This is a genomic window from Caulobacter soli (genome assembly GCF_011045195.1).
Taxonomy (GTDB): domain Bacteria; phylum Pseudomonadota; class Alphaproteobacteria; order Caulobacterales; family Caulobacteraceae; genus Caulobacter; species Caulobacter soli.
Genome location: NZ_CP049199.1, coordinates 3,615,576 through 3,631,957, shown reverse-complemented (window position 1 = coordinate 3,631,957; position 16,382 = coordinate 3,615,576). Strand labels below are relative to the sequence as shown.

Sequence of the window (16,382 nt, the reverse complement as noted above, 5' to 3'; positions counted from 1 at the left end):
TCAAGGCGGCATGGATCGTAGACGCAGAATCCTGATCGTCGGGGGCGGGACGGCCGGGTGGCTGACCGCCGCCTATCTGGCCAAGTCGCTGCGAGCGACCGAGCAGGCGCATCTGGAGATCACCCTGCTGGAGTCGCCCGACGTCGGGATCATCGGCGTCGGCGAGGCCACGTTCCCGACCATCCGCACGACCCTGCAGTTCCTAGGCATCGACGAGGCCCGGTTCATCCGCGAGACCTCGGCCACCTTCAAGCAGGGCATCCGTTTCAACGACTGGGCCTGGGCGCCGAAGGGCGACGGCCAGCGTCACCAGTACTTCCATCCGTTCGAGGCGCCGTTCTCGACCGACGGCACGTCGCTGGCGCCCTACTGGCTTCTGCAGAACGAAGCGACGCGCGCGCCGTTCGCCGAAGCCATGACCATCCAGGCCCGGGTCGCCGACGCCCAGCGCGCGCCCAAGCGGCCGCACGAGGGCAACTTCTCCGGCCCGCTGAACTACGCCTACCACTTCGACGCCGCTCAACTGGCCCAGGTGCTGGCCGAGCGGGCCCGCGAGCTGGGCGTGCGTCACCTGCAGGGCCTGCTGACCGGCGTCGAGCTGGACGCGACGGGCGCCATCGACCACGTGCTCTGCCAGGAGCATGGGCGGCTGGACGCCGACCTCTATATCGACTGCACCGGCTTCCACGCCGAGCTGATCGGCCGGGCGTTGAAGGCCCCGTTCAAGTCGGCGCGGCCGATCCTGTTCGCCGACAAGGCCCTGGCCTGCAAGATCCCCTACGACCGCCCGGACGCCCCGATCCAGAGCTTCACGATCGCCACCGCCCACGAGGCCGGCTGGACCTGGGACATCGGCCTGAACGGCGCGCGCGGCGTCGGCTGCGTCTATTCCAGCGACCACATCGGCGACGACCGGGCCGAGGCGATCCTGCGCGGCTATGTGGGGGAGGGCGTCCAGATCACGCCCCGGGCGCTGTCGTTCGAGGCCGGCTATCGCACCAAGCAGTGGGTCAAGAACTGCGTGGCGGTGGGCCTGTCGGCGGGCTTCCTGGAGCCGCTGGAATCGACCGGCGTGGTGCTGATCGAGGCGGCCGTGGCGATCATCGCCGAGCTGTTCCCGCACAACGGCCCGATCAGCGCCCCGGCTTTCCGCTTCAACGAGCTGATGACGGCCCGTTACGACAACATCATCACCTTTTTGAAACTGCACTACTGCCTGAGCCAGCGGACCGAGCCGTTCTGGCGGGAGAACGCCGACCCGACCTCGATCCCCGAGCGGCTCGCCGACTTGCTGGAGCAGTGGCGCTGGCGGCCTCCGACCCGGTACGACTTCATCCTGGATCTGGAGACGTTCGCCTTCTTCAACTACCAGTACATCCTGTACGGCATGGGCTTCAAAACCGACCTGTCGCCCGGGCGCAGCGAGTTTCCCGACGTGGCGGCGGCCGAGAAGCTGTTCGCCAAGATCCGAAGCTTCGGCGAGCGCGCCACCCACGACCTGCCCAGCCACCGCGACCTGATCGCCCAGATCAACCGCTTCGGCTTCGACCGTTCGCTGGAGCCGGCCTGAAAAAAAGCCCCCGCTCCGTGAGGAGCGAGGGCCATTGCTAGGGAAGCAACTTGTGGAAGGCCGTCAGGCGGCCTTGGCGACGGCGCCGTCGATGGCGTCCAGCTCGCCCGACTCGCGGGCCTTCTTGCCGTAGACCACCTCGAACAGCGGGCTGGCCATGACGGTGGTGACGATGGCCATCAGCACCAGCATCGAGAACAGGGTCGGGCCGATGATGCCCTTCTGCAGGCCGATATTGATGATGATCAGCTCCATCAGGCCGCGCGAGTTCATCAGGGCGCCGATGCCCATGGCGGTGTGGTGGTTCTCGCCGGTCACGCGGGCGGCGGCGTAGCAGGCGCCCCACTTGGCCAGGATCGAGCAGGCCAGGATGCCCAGGGCGATCAGCAGCAGTTGGGGCGAGTTGACCATGTCCATCCGGGTGTTCAGGCCCGAATAGGTGAAGAACATCGGCAGCAGCAGGACGACCGCGATCGGCTCGACCTTGCGCTTGAGCTCCTCGACCAGCTTCCCGCGCGGCATGACCACGCCCAGGATGAAGCCGCCGAAGATCGCGTGGATGCCGACGGCGTCCATCAGGAAGGCCGAGAAGCAGAAGGCCAGGATGACCAGCGCCAGGACGCCATTGCTCATCTCGCCCTCACGCTCGACGATCCGACCCAGCGGGGCCAGGATCTTCGGGCCGAGCAGGGTGACGAAGGCCACCCAGGCCAGGCCGCCGCCGATGGCCAGCACCGCCACGCCCGGGCCTCCGCCGAAGGTCGCCAGCACCACGGCCAGCACGCACCACGAGACCGCGTCGTCGAAGGCGCCGGCGGTCAGGGACAGGGTGCCCAGCGAGGTCTTGGCCAGGCCGCGCTCGTTGATGATCCGCGCCAGCATGGGGAAGGCGGTCAGGGCGATGCAGGCGCCCATGAACAGGGTGGCGTTGCCTTGGCTGATGTTCGGAGCGAACAGGCCCGGGACCTTCAGCAGGAACGGCGTGATCAGGGCCGCGATGACGAACGGCGCGGCGATGCCGGCGAACGACACGCTCATCGCGCTCTTGGCCTTGGCCTTGAAGTGGCCCGCCTGGAAGCTGGTGCCGACCATGAACATGTAGAGCCCCACACCCAGCTGGGCGCCGACATACAGGACGTTCTTGGTTTCCTTGGGGAACAGCGCCAGCTGGAAGTGCGGGAACAGCAGGCCCAGCAGGGACGGGCCCAGCACCACGCCGGCGATCATCTCGCCCACCACCTGGGGCTGGCCCAGCAGCTTCTGGCCCAGCCAGCCGACGACGCGGCAGGCCAGCACGATGACCGCCAGCTGGAGGAAGAAGTGCACGCTGAAATCGCCCGGCGTGTAGCTGTGCGCGGCGCTGGCCGTGGCGGGTCCGTGCGGGCCCAATATGCCGCTCGCGGTGCTGATGATGCTGGCTAAGATGTCGGACATCCGTGTTTCCCCCTGCTGAATTTCGCTCGGCGTTGTCCGCCGTTGAGGCCAAGCCGCGCAGAGTTGGCTTTTTCGCGCAAGCCGAAAAACACGGTTTTGACGGCGCGGGCAGAAGATTGTTTTTGCTGGCGAATTTCCTGTTGCCGGAACGTCACAACATAGTAACGTACCTACAAGACAGCCCTGTCAATGTAGGTAAGTAGGCACGTGAAAGTCATCTCCAGTCGTGACTTCAACCAGGATGTCAGCCAGGCCAAGCGGGCGGCGCGGATCGAGCCGGTGTTCGTCACCGACCGCGGCCGGACTACCCACGTGCTGATGAGCATCGAGGCCTATCGCAAGCTGTCGGGCCAGACCGAGACGATCGTCGACCTGCTGGCCATGGCCGCGCCGGTCGCCCTGGACGTCGCCGAGGCGCGGTCCGACGAGGCCTGGGACAATCCTCGGAACTGGCGCGGCTGATGTACCTGCTCGACACCGACATCGTCTTCGAACTGCGCAACGCCAAGGCCGGCGCCACCGACGCCGGCCTTGGCGGCTGGGCCGCCGCCCAGGCCCGGTCCAGCCTGTTCATCTCGGCCATCACCCTGCTGGAGCTGGAGACCGGCGCGGGGCGGGTCGAGCGCAAGGACAAGGCGGCGGGCCTGGCCTTGCGGACCTGGCTGAACGACCAGGTCGCGGTGGCCTTCGAGGGGCGCGTCCTGCCGGTCGACGCCGCCGTCGTCCGGGGGCGGGCCCGCGTGCCCTTGACCGACACCCGCGACGCCCTGCTGGCCGCCACGGCGCTCGAGCACGGCCTGACTCTGGTCACCCGTGAGGTCGCGACGTTCAAGGTCAACCGCCTGAAGCTGTTCAATCCCTGGGGCTACAAACCCGAGGCGCTGGACGACAGCGAAGACTGGGGCCAGGCCGCCAAGGCCGGCTCGCAGTGGCTGCGGAACATCTTCGTTCGGGGGTAGGGCCGAAGGGGAATGAACTCGAGCCCTGAGGCCCCGCACCGCCTAAGGTGATACGCGAGAGCAAGCTAAACGTTCACGCCCAAACGCTGGTTCGTCCGACGCGAGCGGCGCCTTCCCCACGGGCGACGCATTTGTCGCGCGCCACCTAAGCCTCGAGTCCCTCGCTCAGCGCCTCGCGAAATATCGGACGATCTTCGAGCAGGTGAACGTCGAACCTCATGTGCCGGACGCAAGATATTCTGCCGTCGCGCTAACGACATGCTTGATCTCCTCGTCAGAGAGATGGGCGTGAATTGGAAGGGAGAGTGTCCTCGCCGCATGTGCGCAGGCGCGGGGAAACGCGCGGTCCTCCCACGGCTCAAAGAGCGGTTCTCGATGAAGCGGCAGCGGATAATGGACCATGGTCGGCACGCCCGCCGACTTTAGGGAAGCTCCAAGGGCGTTCCGTCCAGCAAGGGCGACCGTAAACTTGTGCCACACGTGGTGCATTCCCGGCACGCACCTCGGCAACTCGATCGGCAAGCCCTCCAGTCCCTTGATATAGCGCTGGGCAATTTCAGTCCGACGCGCGGCCCATCGATCCTGCTCCACCAACTTCAACGACAAAACCGCCGCCGCGATGGATGGCAGTAGCGAACTGTAGCCCAGCTCGACAAAGCGCGCCGACTCCCGTCCGTGGTATCGCAACCGGCGAACGGTCGCCGCGTAGGCGTCGTCATCGGTTAGAACCGCCCCGCCGTTTCCGGGCGCGCTGAGGACTTTCATCGGACTAAAGCTGAGCGCCGAGATGTTTCCGACGCTCCCACATCGCCTCTGCCCAAACCTTGCGCCAAATCCCTGCGCCCCGTCTTCAACGACCGCAAGCTTGTGCCGAACGGCGAATGCTTCGATCGCATCGGGATCGCCCATCGCGCCGAAGAGCTGCACGAACATCAGCGCCCGCGTTCGCGGGGTCACGAGCTCAGCCGCGAGATTGAGATCTAGATGGCAATTCTCATCGACATCCACGAAGACCGGCCGCGCTCCCGTTCGGACAACAGCGGACGCCGTGGCGATGAACGACACGTCGGGCACCAAGACTTCGTCGCCGGGGCCGATATCAAGCGCTTGAAGCGCGAAGAACAGGGCATCAGTGCACGAGCCCACCGTGATCGCATGGCGGCGTCCGCATGCGTCCGCCAACTGCTCTTCAAATGACTCGACAACGGGTCCGAGAATTAACTTTCCCGAACTCAGCACCTCGGCCACCCGGCTCCCGATGGCCTCTTTCATTTCGAGGTGTTCTCGACCGCAGCCGACAAAATCGATCTGAGATGTCCTAGGCACAGGCTTCCGCGGCCTGCGGATGCATCTCGCTGTTGTGAAGGAATTTCATGTAGCGAAGGATCCCTGCTTCCAAGTTGATCTGCGGGGCATACCCAAGCCGATCCCTTGCCTTGGATATATCGAGCGCTCCGCCGCGGCGGGGGCGAGTTCGATCATGCTCCGCGGTGAACAGCACCCGGGTGGAGGGGTGGGCCGCAACCACCAAGCCAACGAGTTCTTCAAGGCTGCGGGCCTTGCCAAAAGACAAATTGAAGATCTCGTTGTCGATCCCAGGCGTCAGTCCCGCTTGAGCGAGTCCGAAGGCCAGGTCCTCGACCCAGGTAAAATCGATGAATGTGTTTTGAGCATCGCGGGCCTCGAGGGCGCCGCCCAGGATCGCGGCTTCGCAGAATGTCTGCACCACGGTGTTGTTGAGCGCCGTCGGACCATAGACACCCGTCGGCCGAATGATGACGCTCTCAATATCGGTGTTCTCGAGATAGGCGCGGGTCAACGTTTCCCCGGCCAACTTGAACCCGCCGTAGAGGTTTGTCGGCGCAGTAGCGGCAGACTCTGGCAGCGGGTCTTGGGTGAAATTTCCGTACACCATGCTTGACGATACATAAATAAATCGGCGAACCTTTCCGCACTCGCGCACAACTTCGAGACAATTCATTAGTCCGCGAAGCATGCTATCCCCTGCTTCCACGAATTTTTGATTGGCCAAGTGAACGACGGGTAGGGCAGCCAGATAAAACAGGCAGTCTATGTCTCTGCCGCGCAAAGACTCCGCTAATTCTGTCTTTGAGGCTGCATCGCAGCAAATAATTTCGGCGTTGTTTAGAAGATATTTGCGCCGGTAGAGGTGTTTTTCGGAAACGCCAAATCGTTGTCTTGGCCTTGGGTTGAACTTTTCCCAATCGAGCACGAGCGTATCGGCGCCCGCGGAGCAGAGGCGCCGCACCAGGTGGGCGCCTATAAAGCCCGCGCCGCCAACGACCACAGCTTGCATTTCCGCTCACCCCGCAGCGTTACGAACTGGCCCGTGCATCGACTCCGCTTAAGGTTGAACCTACGTGGGTTAATGAGTCAATCCGCATGACTGCCTAGTCAAAACCCCGCTACGTACGGGGTGAGAAGGTTGGGAAATACACTTCCTAGCGGAATGCTAATTTCACTTGTAGTGAAGAGTCGCCGATATGTGCTTGGTATTTGCTTAATCAGTCGAGGCGATGGTCAAGTAATTGCGTATAAAAGCTGGTATATAAACCGTGAATATTCAGAGGGGTGTGCGGCGGGCGCTCGGAGGGCCTGCCAACTGCGCGCGCGAAGGCCCGCGCCCGATCGCACCGGTTCGTTCAGCGCCGGCGTGAACGTCTGGATCCTGGAGCCGCGCCAATTTCCGCAAGGGGCGCGGATCGGTCATGGAGTCGAGGCCCCGACCTCACCCCTTCGGCGCCGCCGTCGAGGCCCGCTGGATCAGGGTGAAGGGCAGGAGCTCGTCGCGCGGGCGCTGGCCGTTGTCGGAATAGCGGGCCACGCCGTTGATCAGCATCCGGGCCGCCAGGGTCGACATCTCGACCAGCGGCTGGCGGATCGTGGTCAGTTGCGGGCGGGTGAGGCGCGAGACGGGGCTGTCGTCGAAGCCGGCCACCGAGATGTCGCCCGGCGCGGACAGGTCGGCCTCGGCCATCGCCGCCAGCACGCCCACGGCCATTTCGTCGGAGCTGGCGAAGATCGCGGTGGGCGGCGCGTCCAGAGCCAGCAGGGCCTTGGCCGCCTTGTGCCCGGACTCGAAGGTGAAGTCGCCCTGGCGGATCCAGGCCTTGTCGACCTTCAGGCCGCGCGCCTTCATCGCCGCTACGTAGCCCTCGCGCCGCGCCTGGCTGGCGCCCAGGCGCTTGTCGCCGGTGACGAAGCCGATGCGCGTGTGGCCCAGATCGGCCAGGTGCTCGGTCATCTCGCGGGCGGCGGCGACGTCGTCCATGTGCACGCGCGGGCCCAGGCCTTCGGGCCGTTCCGGGCCTAGCCGCACATAGGGCGTGCCGGCCTTGTCCAGCAGCTCCAGCACCACTTCGTTGTCGCAGGAGGGCGGGGTCAGGATCACGCCGTCGGGCTTGAGGGCGGCCAGCAGGGCGCCGACCTCTTGCCGGACCTTGGGGCCGTCGTGATCGATCAGTTCGACCAGCAGGTGATAGCCCGCGCCGCGCGTCTCGACCGTCGCGCCCAGCTGGATGCGCTGCAGGTAGTCGGAGCCGCGCTCGCTGCGCCAGTGGTCCAGGGTCAGCGGGGCGTCGGCGAAGACGGCGATCACGAACGAGCGCGAGCCGGCCAGGCTGCGGGCCGACAGATTGGGCGCATAGCCCAGCGCGCCGGCCGCCTCCAGCACGCGCTCGCGCATCACGGGCCGCACATTGGGCTCGTTGTTCATCACGCGGGAGACGGTCTTGATCGAGACCTCGGCGCGCGCCGCCACGTCATAGATCGTCACCGACGCCATGGGGCCGCCCGATTCCGTTTGTTTCGGTCCTGATGGTCGGGACTCATGTTCATGTCGCCAGCCTAGTGCAACTGGACGGTACAAGGCGACGCTCCCGATCAAAAAAGCCCAGATCAAAAATAGGGGGCCGGTCGCTCGTGGCTTGTGTCGCCTCGCCTGGAAGGCCAGTGTCAGGGGCAAACGCGGCGAAGACCGCGTGTGAACGGGGAGGCGTGATGACAGCGACTGGGGTTTTGGGGGCGGGGGTTTCGGGAATCGACAAGGCCAAGCCGACCATCCCCGTAAGGCCCAGCTTCATCGCCGCCTTCACCCTGGCCCAGATCGGGGCCTATGTCAGTTTCATGCCCCTGCTGCAGGTGCTGCTGCCGCTGAAGGCCGAGGCCATCGCTTCGGGCGACAAGGCCGTGCTGCTGAGCCAGGTCGCCATCCTGGGTTCGCTCACCGCCAGTCTCGCCAACCTGCTGGCCGGCGCGATCAGCGACCGGACGACCTCGCGCTTCGGGCGTCGTCGCCCGTGGATGGTGGTCGGGGCCCTGGGCACGACAGCTTCGTATTTCGTGATCATGGCGGCCCACGGCGCGGCCCAGCTGGTGGCGGGCCTGGTCTGTTTCCAGCTGGCCTTCAACCTGATGTTCTCGGCCATGCTGGCGGTGCTGCCCGACCGGGTGCCCGACGCCCAGAAGGGCAGGGTGGCGGCGTTCCTCAGCCTGGGTCATCCGATCGGCGCCATGGCCGGGGCGATCCTGGTTGGCGGCCTGCTGGTCAGCGAGGCCTCGCGCTACCTGGCCATCGGCGTGGTGCTGCTGGTGGCGGTCGCGCCGTTCGCCCTGGGTCTGAAAGACACGCCACTGCCGCCCGGCGAGCGGCCGCCGCTGGACTGGCGAAGCTTTCTGGCCGGGTTCTGGATCGATCCGCGCGCCCATCCCGACTTCGCCCTGGCCTGGGCCAGCCGGTTCATGGTGCTGGTCGCGATCACCCTGACCCAGTGCTACATGCTGTTCTATCTGCAGGACGCGCTGCACTATTCGGTCCTGTTTCCCGGCCGCCACGCCGAGCAGGGCATGGCGCTGCTGACCACCGTCTATACCGCCGCCAACGTCGCGTGCGGCATGCTGGGCGGGATGCTGTCGGACCGACTGAAGCGCCGCAAGCTGTTCGCCTCCGGAGCCGCCATGGTGCTGGCGATGGCGATGATCGTCTTCTCGCTGGTGCCGGGATGGCCGGTGGTGGTGGCCGGCTTCGTGATCTTCGGCTGCGCGGTGGGCTGCTACTACGCCGTCGACATCGCCCTGGTCAGCCAGGTGCTGCCCTCGCAGAAGGACGCCGGCAAGGACCTGGGGGTGATCAACCTCGCCAACACCTTGCCCCAGGCCATGGCGCCGGTCCTGGCGATGTGGGTGCTGGGCCCGGCCCACGTCAACTATCACGCCCTCTATCTGGTGGCCGCCGGACTGGCGATGGCTGGCGGTCTGACGATCCTTCCGATACGGGGCGTGCGGTAAGCCTGCTTTTTGGTTTGCGCGTTTTCTTCACGCGAACCGGCGGCCACTTCGCTTGAAAACGCTCGTCCGAGGTTCCGTGCCCGACCTGATCCCCATCGACGACCCGAGCGACCCGCGCGTGGCGGCCTATCGCGACATCAAGGAGCGCGACCTGGTCGGCCGCCAGGGGCTGTTCATCGCCGAGGGCGAGACGGTGCTGCGGGCCTTCGTCCGCGACGCGCCGGAACGGGTGCGATCGCTGCTGATCGACGGCAAGCGCGCCGACAAGCTGGGCGAGGTGTTCGACGGCCTGCCACCGGACGTTCCGGTCTATGTCGTCGGCCAGGCGGTGCTGGACGCCATCGCCGGCTTCCATCTGCATCGCGGCGTCCTGGCCGTGGGCGAGAAGCCCGAACAGTTGTCGGCCGAAGCGCTGTTGGCGCGTTCGAGCCCTCGCGCGGTGGTGCTGGTGCTGATGGGCATCGCCAACCACGACAATCTGGGCGGCATCTTCCGCAACGCCGCCGCGTTCGGCGTCGACGGCGTGATCCTGGACGGCGACTGCTGCGATCCCTTCTATCGCAAGGCCATCCGCGTCTCGATCGGCGCGACGCTCAGCGTGCCCACCGCCTGGCTGGCGCCGGGCGAGGATGTCGTCGACCTGCTGGCGCGTCACGACTTCCAGGGCCTGGCCCTGAGCCCGGCCGCCGGCGAGACCTTGGCGAGGCTGGCCCCGCCGGCCCGCTCGGCGGTGCTGCTGGGCGCGGAAGGGCCGGGGTTGTCCCGGGCCGTCATGGACCGGGTGCGAACCGTCGGCATCCCGATGGCCAACGGCTTCGACTCGCTGAACGTGGCCACCACCAGCGGGATCGTGCTGCACCACCTGCGGTTCGCGGCCCCCTGGTTTTAGCCGATGACACCGGTGACTTGCCGGAACGACAGGGCCGCCGTAGGGTCCCTGCGCGTCGCTTAGGGAGGTCGCATGTTCAACCGCCGGGGAACCCTGGCTACCCTCACGGGAGGCCTGTTGACATCGCTGCTGGCGGGCATGGCGCAAGCTAGGCCAGACGCCGCCCAACCCCAGAAGTCCCCGATGGATCCGACCGAAGTCTTTCCCCTGTGGCCCGGCGACGCGCCCGGCTCGGCCGGCGTCACCGCCGTCGAGACCGTGGTCGAGCGGGGCGACCCCAACGGTCTGCGCGACCGCGCCACCACCCACACCCGCAAGCCGACCCTGACCGTCTTCCGCCCGGCCAAGCCGAACGGCGCGGCGGTGGTGCTGATGCCCGGCGGCGGCTACGAGCGCGTGGTCAGCGACAAGGAGGGCTTCGAGACCGGCCGCTGGCTGGCCGATCGCGGCTACACCTGTTTCGTCCTGCTGTACCGCCTGCCGGGCGACCACTGGGGCGCGGGCCCCGACGCCCCGCTGCAGGACGCCCAGCGCGCCGTGCGTCTGGTCCGTTCGAAGGCGGCGAACATGAAGTTCGACCCGGCCCGGGTCTCGATCATGGGCTTCTCGGCCGGCGGGCACCTGGCCGCCAGCCTGACCACCCGCTTCGACGCCAAGGTTTATGACAAGGTCGACGCCGCCGACGACCTGTCGGCCCGCCCCGACCTGTCGTGCCTGATGTATCCGGTGGTGACCATGGTCGACGGCCCGGCCCACGGCGGCTCGCGCAAGCAACTGCTGGGGCCGACGCCGACGGCCGAGCAGATCGCGCTCTATTCGCCCGACCAGAACGTCACCGACCGCGTCCCGCCGGTGTTCCTGGTCCACGCCGCCGACGACAAGACCGTGCCGGTGGCCAACAGCCTGATGATGTTCACGGCCCTGAAGGCCAAGGCGGTCCCGACCGAGATGCACATCTTCGAGGAGGGCGGCCACGGCTTTGGCCTGCGCTCCATCGCCGGCAAGCCGGTCGCGGCCTGGCCGAGCCTGTTCGAGACCTTCGCCAAGCGGCACGGGATCTGAAATCCTGGATTAGAAAACGGGGGTTCACGATGATCCTTGTCGCGCTGCTGGCCGTCTCGACGGCCTCGACCACGACCATCGCCGACCTTCAGGCCCGCCTGGGCAAGCCGACGGTCCCCTCCTACACGGAGCACGCGGACGCCGACCATCTGGGCGTGAACATCGCCGAGATGCGGCTGAAGCTGCTGGGCGGCTTCGGGGGCGAGCGAGTCGAGAAGACCTCCCTGGCCATGGTCTGGACCCTGGGGCGCACGAAGCTCTACGCCCGGAAGGGCGACTATCGCCCGATGACCCAGCGCCATCTCTACGCCGACCGCGACGGGGACGGCGTGATCGACGCCGGCGCGCTGTACAATCCCAGGACCGGCATGGTCTCGGCCGACTGGAACTGCGACGGCGTGGGCGATCAGATGCTGGCCGACGTCAAGTAGGCGAGCAGCCCTCGCCCTTGGCCGCCCAGCGCTTGCGCTCTTCCTCCAGCGCCCGCTGCCATTTCGTCCGCAGCACGCCGGGCCGCTGGCCGTGGCGCTCGTCCAGGAACTGCGCGCCCTCGATCCGATCGGTGCGGAAGTTGCGGAAGTCGTTGCGCAGTTCGCACCAGCCGATCAGCAGGCGCACGGTGTCCAGATAGCCCACCGTCACCGGCCAGATCACCCGCTGGCTGACCGCGCCCTTTTCGTCGCGATAGTCCAGGCGGATCTTGCGGCCGGCGTGGATCCAGGCCCGGGTCTGGGCGATGTCGATGCCGTCGGGCAGGGCCTTCCAGTTCGTGCCGGTCCCGGTGGCGGGCGTCAGCACATAGGGCCGCAGCTGCTCGGGCACGGCGGCGGCGATCTTGGCGATCAGGTCGTTGGCGGCGGTGGCGAGCACCGGGTCGCCGCGTCCGGCGACCCACTGGGCCCCCAGCACGGCGGCCTCGATCTCGTCCGGTGTCAGCATCAGGGGCGGCATGTCGTATCCGGCCTCCAGCACGTAGCCGACGCCCGCCTCGCCGCGGATGGGCGCCCTCTGGCCGATCAAGGCGGCGATGTCGCGATAAACGCTGCGTTTGGAGGTCTCCAGCTCCGACGCCATGGCGTCGGCCGTGACCGGCTGGCGACTGCGGCGCAGGATCTGGATGATCTGGAAAAGGCGTTCGGCGCGTCTCATGGCTTCACTGTGCTCGACCGATGCTGACAGCATGCTGGCAGCAGGATGGCGGTAGCGTCCGAATGTCGCAACCGAGGTCTTGGACGGGATCACGAGAGGCGGCTCAGCAGGGAGAGACCACCATGATCACGCTCTACGCCGCCGGACCCGCCTACGGCCTCCCCGAAGGCAGCCCCTATGTCACCAAGACCGAGATCCATCTGAAGATGGCCGGCCTCTGGTACCAGAAGCTGCCGGCTCATCCGGAGACCTCGCCCAAGGGCCAACTGCCGTGGATCGACGACGACGGGATCAAGGTGGCCGACTCCACCTTCATTCGGGCCTATATCGAGCGCAGCTACGGCGTCGACCTGGACGCCGGTCTCAGCAAGGCCCAGCGCGGCCAGGCCTGGGCGATCGAGCGGATGGTCGAGAACCACCTGGGCTGGGCCAGTTGCCACTTCCGGTTCTTCGACGACGACAACTTCGCCAAGGGCCCGGCCCGCTGGTTCGAGGGCATGCCGGGCGAGGCGCGGGCTGACGCGATCGACGGCCTGCTGGGCGCGGTGCAGACCAATCTGAAGGCCGTCGGCATCGGCCGCCACTCGCCCGACGAGATCGTCGAGCTGGGCGCCTGGTCGCTGACCGCCCTGTCGGAGATGCTGGGGAGCAAGTCGTTCATGATGGGCCACCGGCCCACCAGCGTCGACGCCATCGTCTTCGCCATGCTGGCCCAGATCCTGACGCCGTTCTTTGACTCGCCGCTGCGCCGCCGGGCCGAGAGTCTGCCCAACCTGGTGAACTACGCCGAGCGGATGATGGCGGGGTACTATCCGGACTGGGCGCCCGAGAAGGCCGAGGAGATGTGCCGGGCGGCCTAGCCGCCGGTCTTCGAGGCCAGGATCGTCAGCAGGCCGTCGATCGAATAGGGCTTGCGCACCAGGGGGAAGCCCTGGGCGCCTTGCTCGGCGATGACGTGGCTGTAGCCGCTGGTCAGCACCACCTGCAGCTTGGGCCAGCGCTGCCGGATCAGCTGGGCCAGTTCGAGCCCGCTGATGCCCGGCATGACCACGTCGGAGAACACCAGGTCGAAGGCTTCGGGATTGGCGTCCAGCTGCTTGAGCGCGGCTTGGCCGTCGCCGACCCAGGTGACGGTCTGGCCCAGCTCCTTGAGCAGGCCGGCGGCGAACTTGCCCACGCCCTCGTTGTCCTCGACCAGCAGGACGCGGCGCGCGGTCACCGCCGACAGGTCCACCAGGGTGGCGACCGGGGCGATGGCCGTCAGCGGCTGGCCATCGGCGCTGGGCAGGTAGAGCGTGAAGGTCGTGCCGACGTCCTGCTGGCTGGCGACGTCGATTTCGCCCCGCGACTGCTTGGCGAAGCCATAGACCTGGCTGAGGCCCAAGCCCGTGCCCTTGTCGACCGGCTTGGTCGTGAAGAACGGCTCGAAGATCTTCTGAAGGGTTTCGGGCGGCATGCCCGTGCCGTTGTCGGCGATGTCGACGGCGATGAACGCCCCGCTGGCGGCGGCGTGGCCGCGAACCGCCGGGACGCCGTTCGCGATCCTGGCGCGCAGCTTGATCGTGCCGCCGCGCGGCATCGCGTCCCGGGCGTTGATGACCATGTTGAGGACGGCGGTGTCGAACTGGCTGGGATCGGCCTCGACCACGTGTTCGGTCTCGGGCAGGTCGGTCTCGATGACCACCGACGAGCCGATGGTGCTGCCGATGATCCGGTGCAGGCCGCGCAGGCGCGCGCAGACGTCGAAGACTTCCGGCTGCAGGGGCTGGCGGCGAGCGAAGGCCAGCAGTTGGCCGGTCAGGGTCGCGGCGCGATCGGCGGTTTCGGCGATCGCCTCGACATAGCGGACGCGTTTTTCCTCGGTCAGATTGGGCCGGCGCAGGAAGTCGGCCGAGGCGCGGATCACGGTCAGCAGGTTGTTGAAGTCGTGGGCGACGCCGCCGGTCAGCCGCCCGATCGCTTCCATCTTCTGGGCCTGGACCAGGGCTTCGCGCGAGCGCTCCAGTTCTTCCTCGGCCAGGCGCTTCTCGGTGATGTCGCGGGTCACCTTGGCGAAGCCCAGCAGCCGGCCGGCCTCGTCGTGGATCGGATCGATCACCACGCTGGCCCAGAACCGCTCGCCGTTCTTGCGCATGCGCTGGGCCTCGCCCGAGAACTTGCCTTCGCGCAACGCGGTGGCCAGGGCGGCGGCCGGCGCGCCCGCCTCGCGGTCTTCAGGCGTGTAGAACAGCGAGAAATGGCGGCCCACGATCTCGCCCGCGGTGTAGCCCTTGATGGCCTGGGCCCCGGCGTTCCAGTTGGTGACGGCGCCTTCGGGATCGAGCATGTAGATGGCGTAGTCGTGGACGCCCTGGATCAGCAGCCGGAATTGGCGCTCGCTTTCGCGCAACGCCTGGTCGGCGGCGCGACGCTCGGAGACGTCGCGGGTGATCTTGGCGTAGCCGATCAACTGGCCCGCATCGATCACCGGATCGATCACCACATGGGTCCAGAAGCGCGTGCCGTCCTTGCGCACCCGCCAGCCCTCGGCCTCGAACCGGCCGGCTTCGGCGGCGGTTTTCAGGGCGTGTTCGGGCAGGCCGGCCTCGCGGTCTTCCGGGGTGTAGAAGGTCGAGAAGTGATGGCCGATGATCTCGTCGGCGGTGTAGCCCTTGAACAGCTGGGCGCCGGTGTTCCAGGTCGCCACGCACCCGTCGGCGTCGAGCAGGTAGATGGCGTAGTCCTTGACCGCGTCGATCAGCAGCTGGAAACGGCCAGCCTGGTCCAAGTCGGTCAGGCGACGGGATAGCATCGAGTGTCCTGGGGCATTGTGCAGGTTGTGAAACTCGGCGCCCGAGGCGGGGTTCCGCGAAACGGGCGATGTCGACGGACCATCGCGCGCTTGGCGGTGCGGCGCAACTCGAACCGCCGCGTGTCGCGGTCCGTCGACGCCTATTGGATCGCCGTGAACTCCAGGATGGCGGGCGCCAGCGCCGGCCATCCGGCGAACAGGCCCGGCTTGCCGTCCGGCGTCTTGCTGAGCATGCGCTGGTTCCACTCCTGGTCCGGCCAGGGCGGATCGCGCAGGTCGGCGTGCGGGATCAGCCGGCTTACCCAGTCGCTGGTGGCGCGGGTGTGGCTGATGTCGCTGAGGCCGTTCTGGAACAGCAGCGTCGGCATGCGCAGCCTGGCGAAATCGGCGGGCGTCATGCCCGGCACCGGCGAGTCCGCCACCGGCAGATAGACCGACGCCCATTGCTCCATCTTCTGGATGAAGCGCGCCGGGTCCTGGGCCAGCAGGATGTCGCGGTTCTTGGGATTGCGCGCGATCTGCTCGGCCCAGCCGGGCAGGGCGACGACAGCCGGCATGCCGCCCGCGCTGGCCGCCAGGGCGTAGTCGCAGCAGTAGTAGTTGGCCAGGGTGATCAGGCTGACGACGCCGCCGCTGATCCACCACAGCGCCAAGTGCGAGACCTTGTCGGGTTCGCGCGACGCCGCGATCAGCGAGATCCGTGAGCCGGCCGAGCCCGCGGCCAGGGCCGTCGGACCCAGGTCCAGCGCGTCGATCAGCGCCAGCAGCGTCCGCGCGTGCAGGTCGGATTCGCCGTCGGCGTCGAACGAGATGTCCGAGGCGCCGCAGTTGGGGCGGTCCCACAACAGCACGCGGCGACCGCCGGCGGCCAGGGCCTGGCCCAGTTCGCGGATCCCCGGGGTGTCCTTCGAAAACCGGCCGCCGGGCGTGATGGCGACCGCCGGGGCGTTCGGCTCGCCCAGCAGCTCGTATTCGACGTCGACGCCCAAGATCGAAATTCGCGCCATGGTGTCCGCCCCTTTGCCGGTTCCGCCGGCGGCCTCAGGCGTCGTTCGGCGCGCCTGATCCGATGGAGGCAGGGTCAGCCTAGTCCCGCCATTCGGCGCAAGTCGATCAGCGGACGGCGTTTGACGGAAAACATCGCGACCGCGAACCGTCCTGGAAAACAATGGGTTGTATTCGCTTCGAGGGGCGGGAGGGCGTCGGCCAATGGCGCACCGG

The 16,382-nt window shown here is 67.2% G+C and carries 15 protein-coding genes; 8 read left to right on the top strand and 7 right to left on the bottom strand.

Annotated features, from left to right (window positions below; genetic code table 11):
* The first annotated feature begins 10 nt into the window (after positions 1–10).
* Entirely contained in the window at positions 11–1,570 is a 1,560-nt protein-coding gene (locus G3M62_RS16975) for a tryptophan halogenase family protein (RefSeq protein WP_165189032.1), read from the top strand.
* Positions 1,571–1,633: 63 nt separating this feature from the next.
* Here G3M62_RS16975 and G3M62_RS16970 read toward each other — a convergent pair whose 3' ends face one another.
* Positions 1,634–3,004: a cation:proton antiporter gene (locus tag G3M62_RS16970; protein WP_165189030.1), complete on the bottom strand. Its 1,371-nt coding sequence runs from the start codon at positions 3,002–3,004 to the stop codon at positions 1,634–1,636.
* Positions 3,005–3,211: 207 nt separating this feature from the next.
* On the opposite strand from G3M62_RS16970, the gene G3M62_RS16965 reads away from it, so the two are divergent.
* The gene (locus G3M62_RS16965) at positions 3,212–3,466 is read left to right on the top strand and encodes a type II toxin-antitoxin system Phd/YefM family antitoxin (protein ID WP_165189028.1); all 255 of its coding nucleotides are present in this window, start codon (positions 3,212–3,214) and stop codon (positions 3,464–3,466) included.
* Positions 3,466–3,963 carry a type II toxin-antitoxin system VapC family toxin gene (locus G3M62_RS16960; protein WP_165189026.1) on the top strand — a complete coding sequence of 166 codons (498 nt, stop codon included), beginning with the start codon at positions 3,466–3,468 and terminating at the stop codon, positions 3,961–3,963. The genes G3M62_RS16965 and G3M62_RS16960 overlap by 1 nt, the downstream gene beginning before the upstream one ends.
* Positions 3,964–4,179: 216 nt before the next feature.
* On the opposite strand, the gene G3M62_RS16955 is transcribed toward G3M62_RS16960, so the two are convergent.
* The 3 genes from G3M62_RS16955 to G3M62_RS16945 all read right to left on the bottom strand — a co-directional run bounded on the left by G3M62_RS16955 (position 4,180) and on the right by G3M62_RS16945 (position 7,768).
* Positions 4,180–5,235 (bottom strand): DegT/DnrJ/EryC1/StrS family aminotransferase, encoded by a 1,056-nt coding sequence (locus G3M62_RS16955; protein WP_165189024.1) that lies wholly within the window; start codon positions 5,233–5,235, stop codon positions 4,180–4,182.
* A 46-nt stretch (positions 5,236–5,281) separates the two neighbouring features.
* Positions 5,282–6,280 (bottom strand): NAD-dependent epimerase/dehydratase family protein, encoded by a 999-nt coding sequence (locus G3M62_RS16950; protein WP_165189022.1) that lies wholly within the window; start codon positions 6,278–6,280, stop codon positions 5,282–5,284.
* Positions 6,281–6,712: 432 nt separating this feature from the next.
* On the bottom strand, positions 6,713–7,768 hold the full coding sequence (locus tag G3M62_RS16945) for a LacI family DNA-binding transcriptional regulator (protein ID WP_165189020.1): 1,056 nt from the start codon (positions 7,766–7,768) through the stop codon (positions 6,713–6,715).
* Between the two features lie 215 nt (positions 7,769–7,983).
* Between G3M62_RS16945 and G3M62_RS16940 the strand changes: the two genes are divergently transcribed.
* The 4 genes from G3M62_RS16940 to G3M62_RS16925 all read left to right on the top strand — a co-directional run bounded on the left by G3M62_RS16940 (position 7,984) and on the right by G3M62_RS16925 (position 11,652).
* A complete protein-coding gene (locus tag G3M62_RS16940; RefSeq protein ID WP_165189018.1) occupies positions 7,984–9,270 on the top strand; it encodes an MFS transporter in 1,287 nt (428 codons plus the stop codon).
* 76 nt (positions 9,271–9,346) lie between these two features.
* Positions 9,347–10,159, top strand: a complete 813-nt coding sequence (locus tag G3M62_RS16935; RefSeq protein WP_165189016.1) for a TrmH family RNA methyltransferase — start codon at positions 9,347–9,349, stop codon at positions 10,157–10,159.
* A gap of 72 nt (positions 10,160–10,231) precedes the next feature.
* Positions 10,232–11,221: an alpha/beta hydrolase gene (locus G3M62_RS16930; RefSeq protein ID WP_165189014.1), complete on the top strand. Its 990-nt coding sequence runs from the start codon at positions 10,232–10,234 to the stop codon at positions 11,219–11,221.
* A 29-nt stretch (positions 11,222–11,250) separates the two neighbouring features.
* Positions 11,251–11,652, top strand: a complete 402-nt coding sequence (locus G3M62_RS16925; RefSeq protein ID WP_165189012.1) for a hypothetical protein — start codon at positions 11,251–11,253, stop codon at positions 11,650–11,652.
* On the opposite strand, the gene G3M62_RS16920 is transcribed toward G3M62_RS16925, so the two are convergent.
* Positions 11,645–12,370 (bottom strand): helix-turn-helix transcriptional regulator, encoded by a 726-nt coding sequence (locus G3M62_RS16920; protein WP_165189010.1) that lies wholly within the window; start codon positions 12,368–12,370, stop codon positions 11,645–11,647. The two genes, G3M62_RS16925 and G3M62_RS16920, sit on opposite strands and share 8 nt — an antisense overlap.
* Before the next feature lie 122 nt (positions 12,371–12,492).
* Between G3M62_RS16920 and G3M62_RS16915 the strand changes: the two genes are divergently transcribed.
* Positions 12,493–13,230, top strand: coding sequence for a glutathione S-transferase family protein (locus G3M62_RS16915; protein ID WP_165189008.1), 738 nt, complete (start codon positions 12,493–12,495; stop codon positions 13,228–13,230).
* Here the strand turns inward: G3M62_RS16915 and G3M62_RS16910 are convergent.
* Both G3M62_RS16910 and G3M62_RS16905 read right to left on the bottom strand, forming a co-directional pair.
* The gene (locus tag G3M62_RS16910; RefSeq protein ID WP_165189006.1) at positions 13,227–15,161 is read right to left on the bottom strand and encodes a hybrid sensor histidine kinase/response regulator; all 1,935 of its coding nucleotides are present in this window, start codon (positions 15,159–15,161) and stop codon (positions 13,227–13,229) included. The two genes, G3M62_RS16915 and G3M62_RS16910, sit on opposite strands and share 4 nt — an antisense overlap.
* Positions 15,162–15,301: 140 nt before the next feature.
* On the bottom strand, positions 15,302–16,168 hold the full coding sequence (locus tag G3M62_RS16905) for an alpha/beta fold hydrolase (protein WP_165189004.1): 867 nt from the start codon (positions 16,166–16,168) through the stop codon (positions 15,302–15,304).
* Between the last annotated feature and the right edge of the window lie 214 nt (positions 16,169–16,382).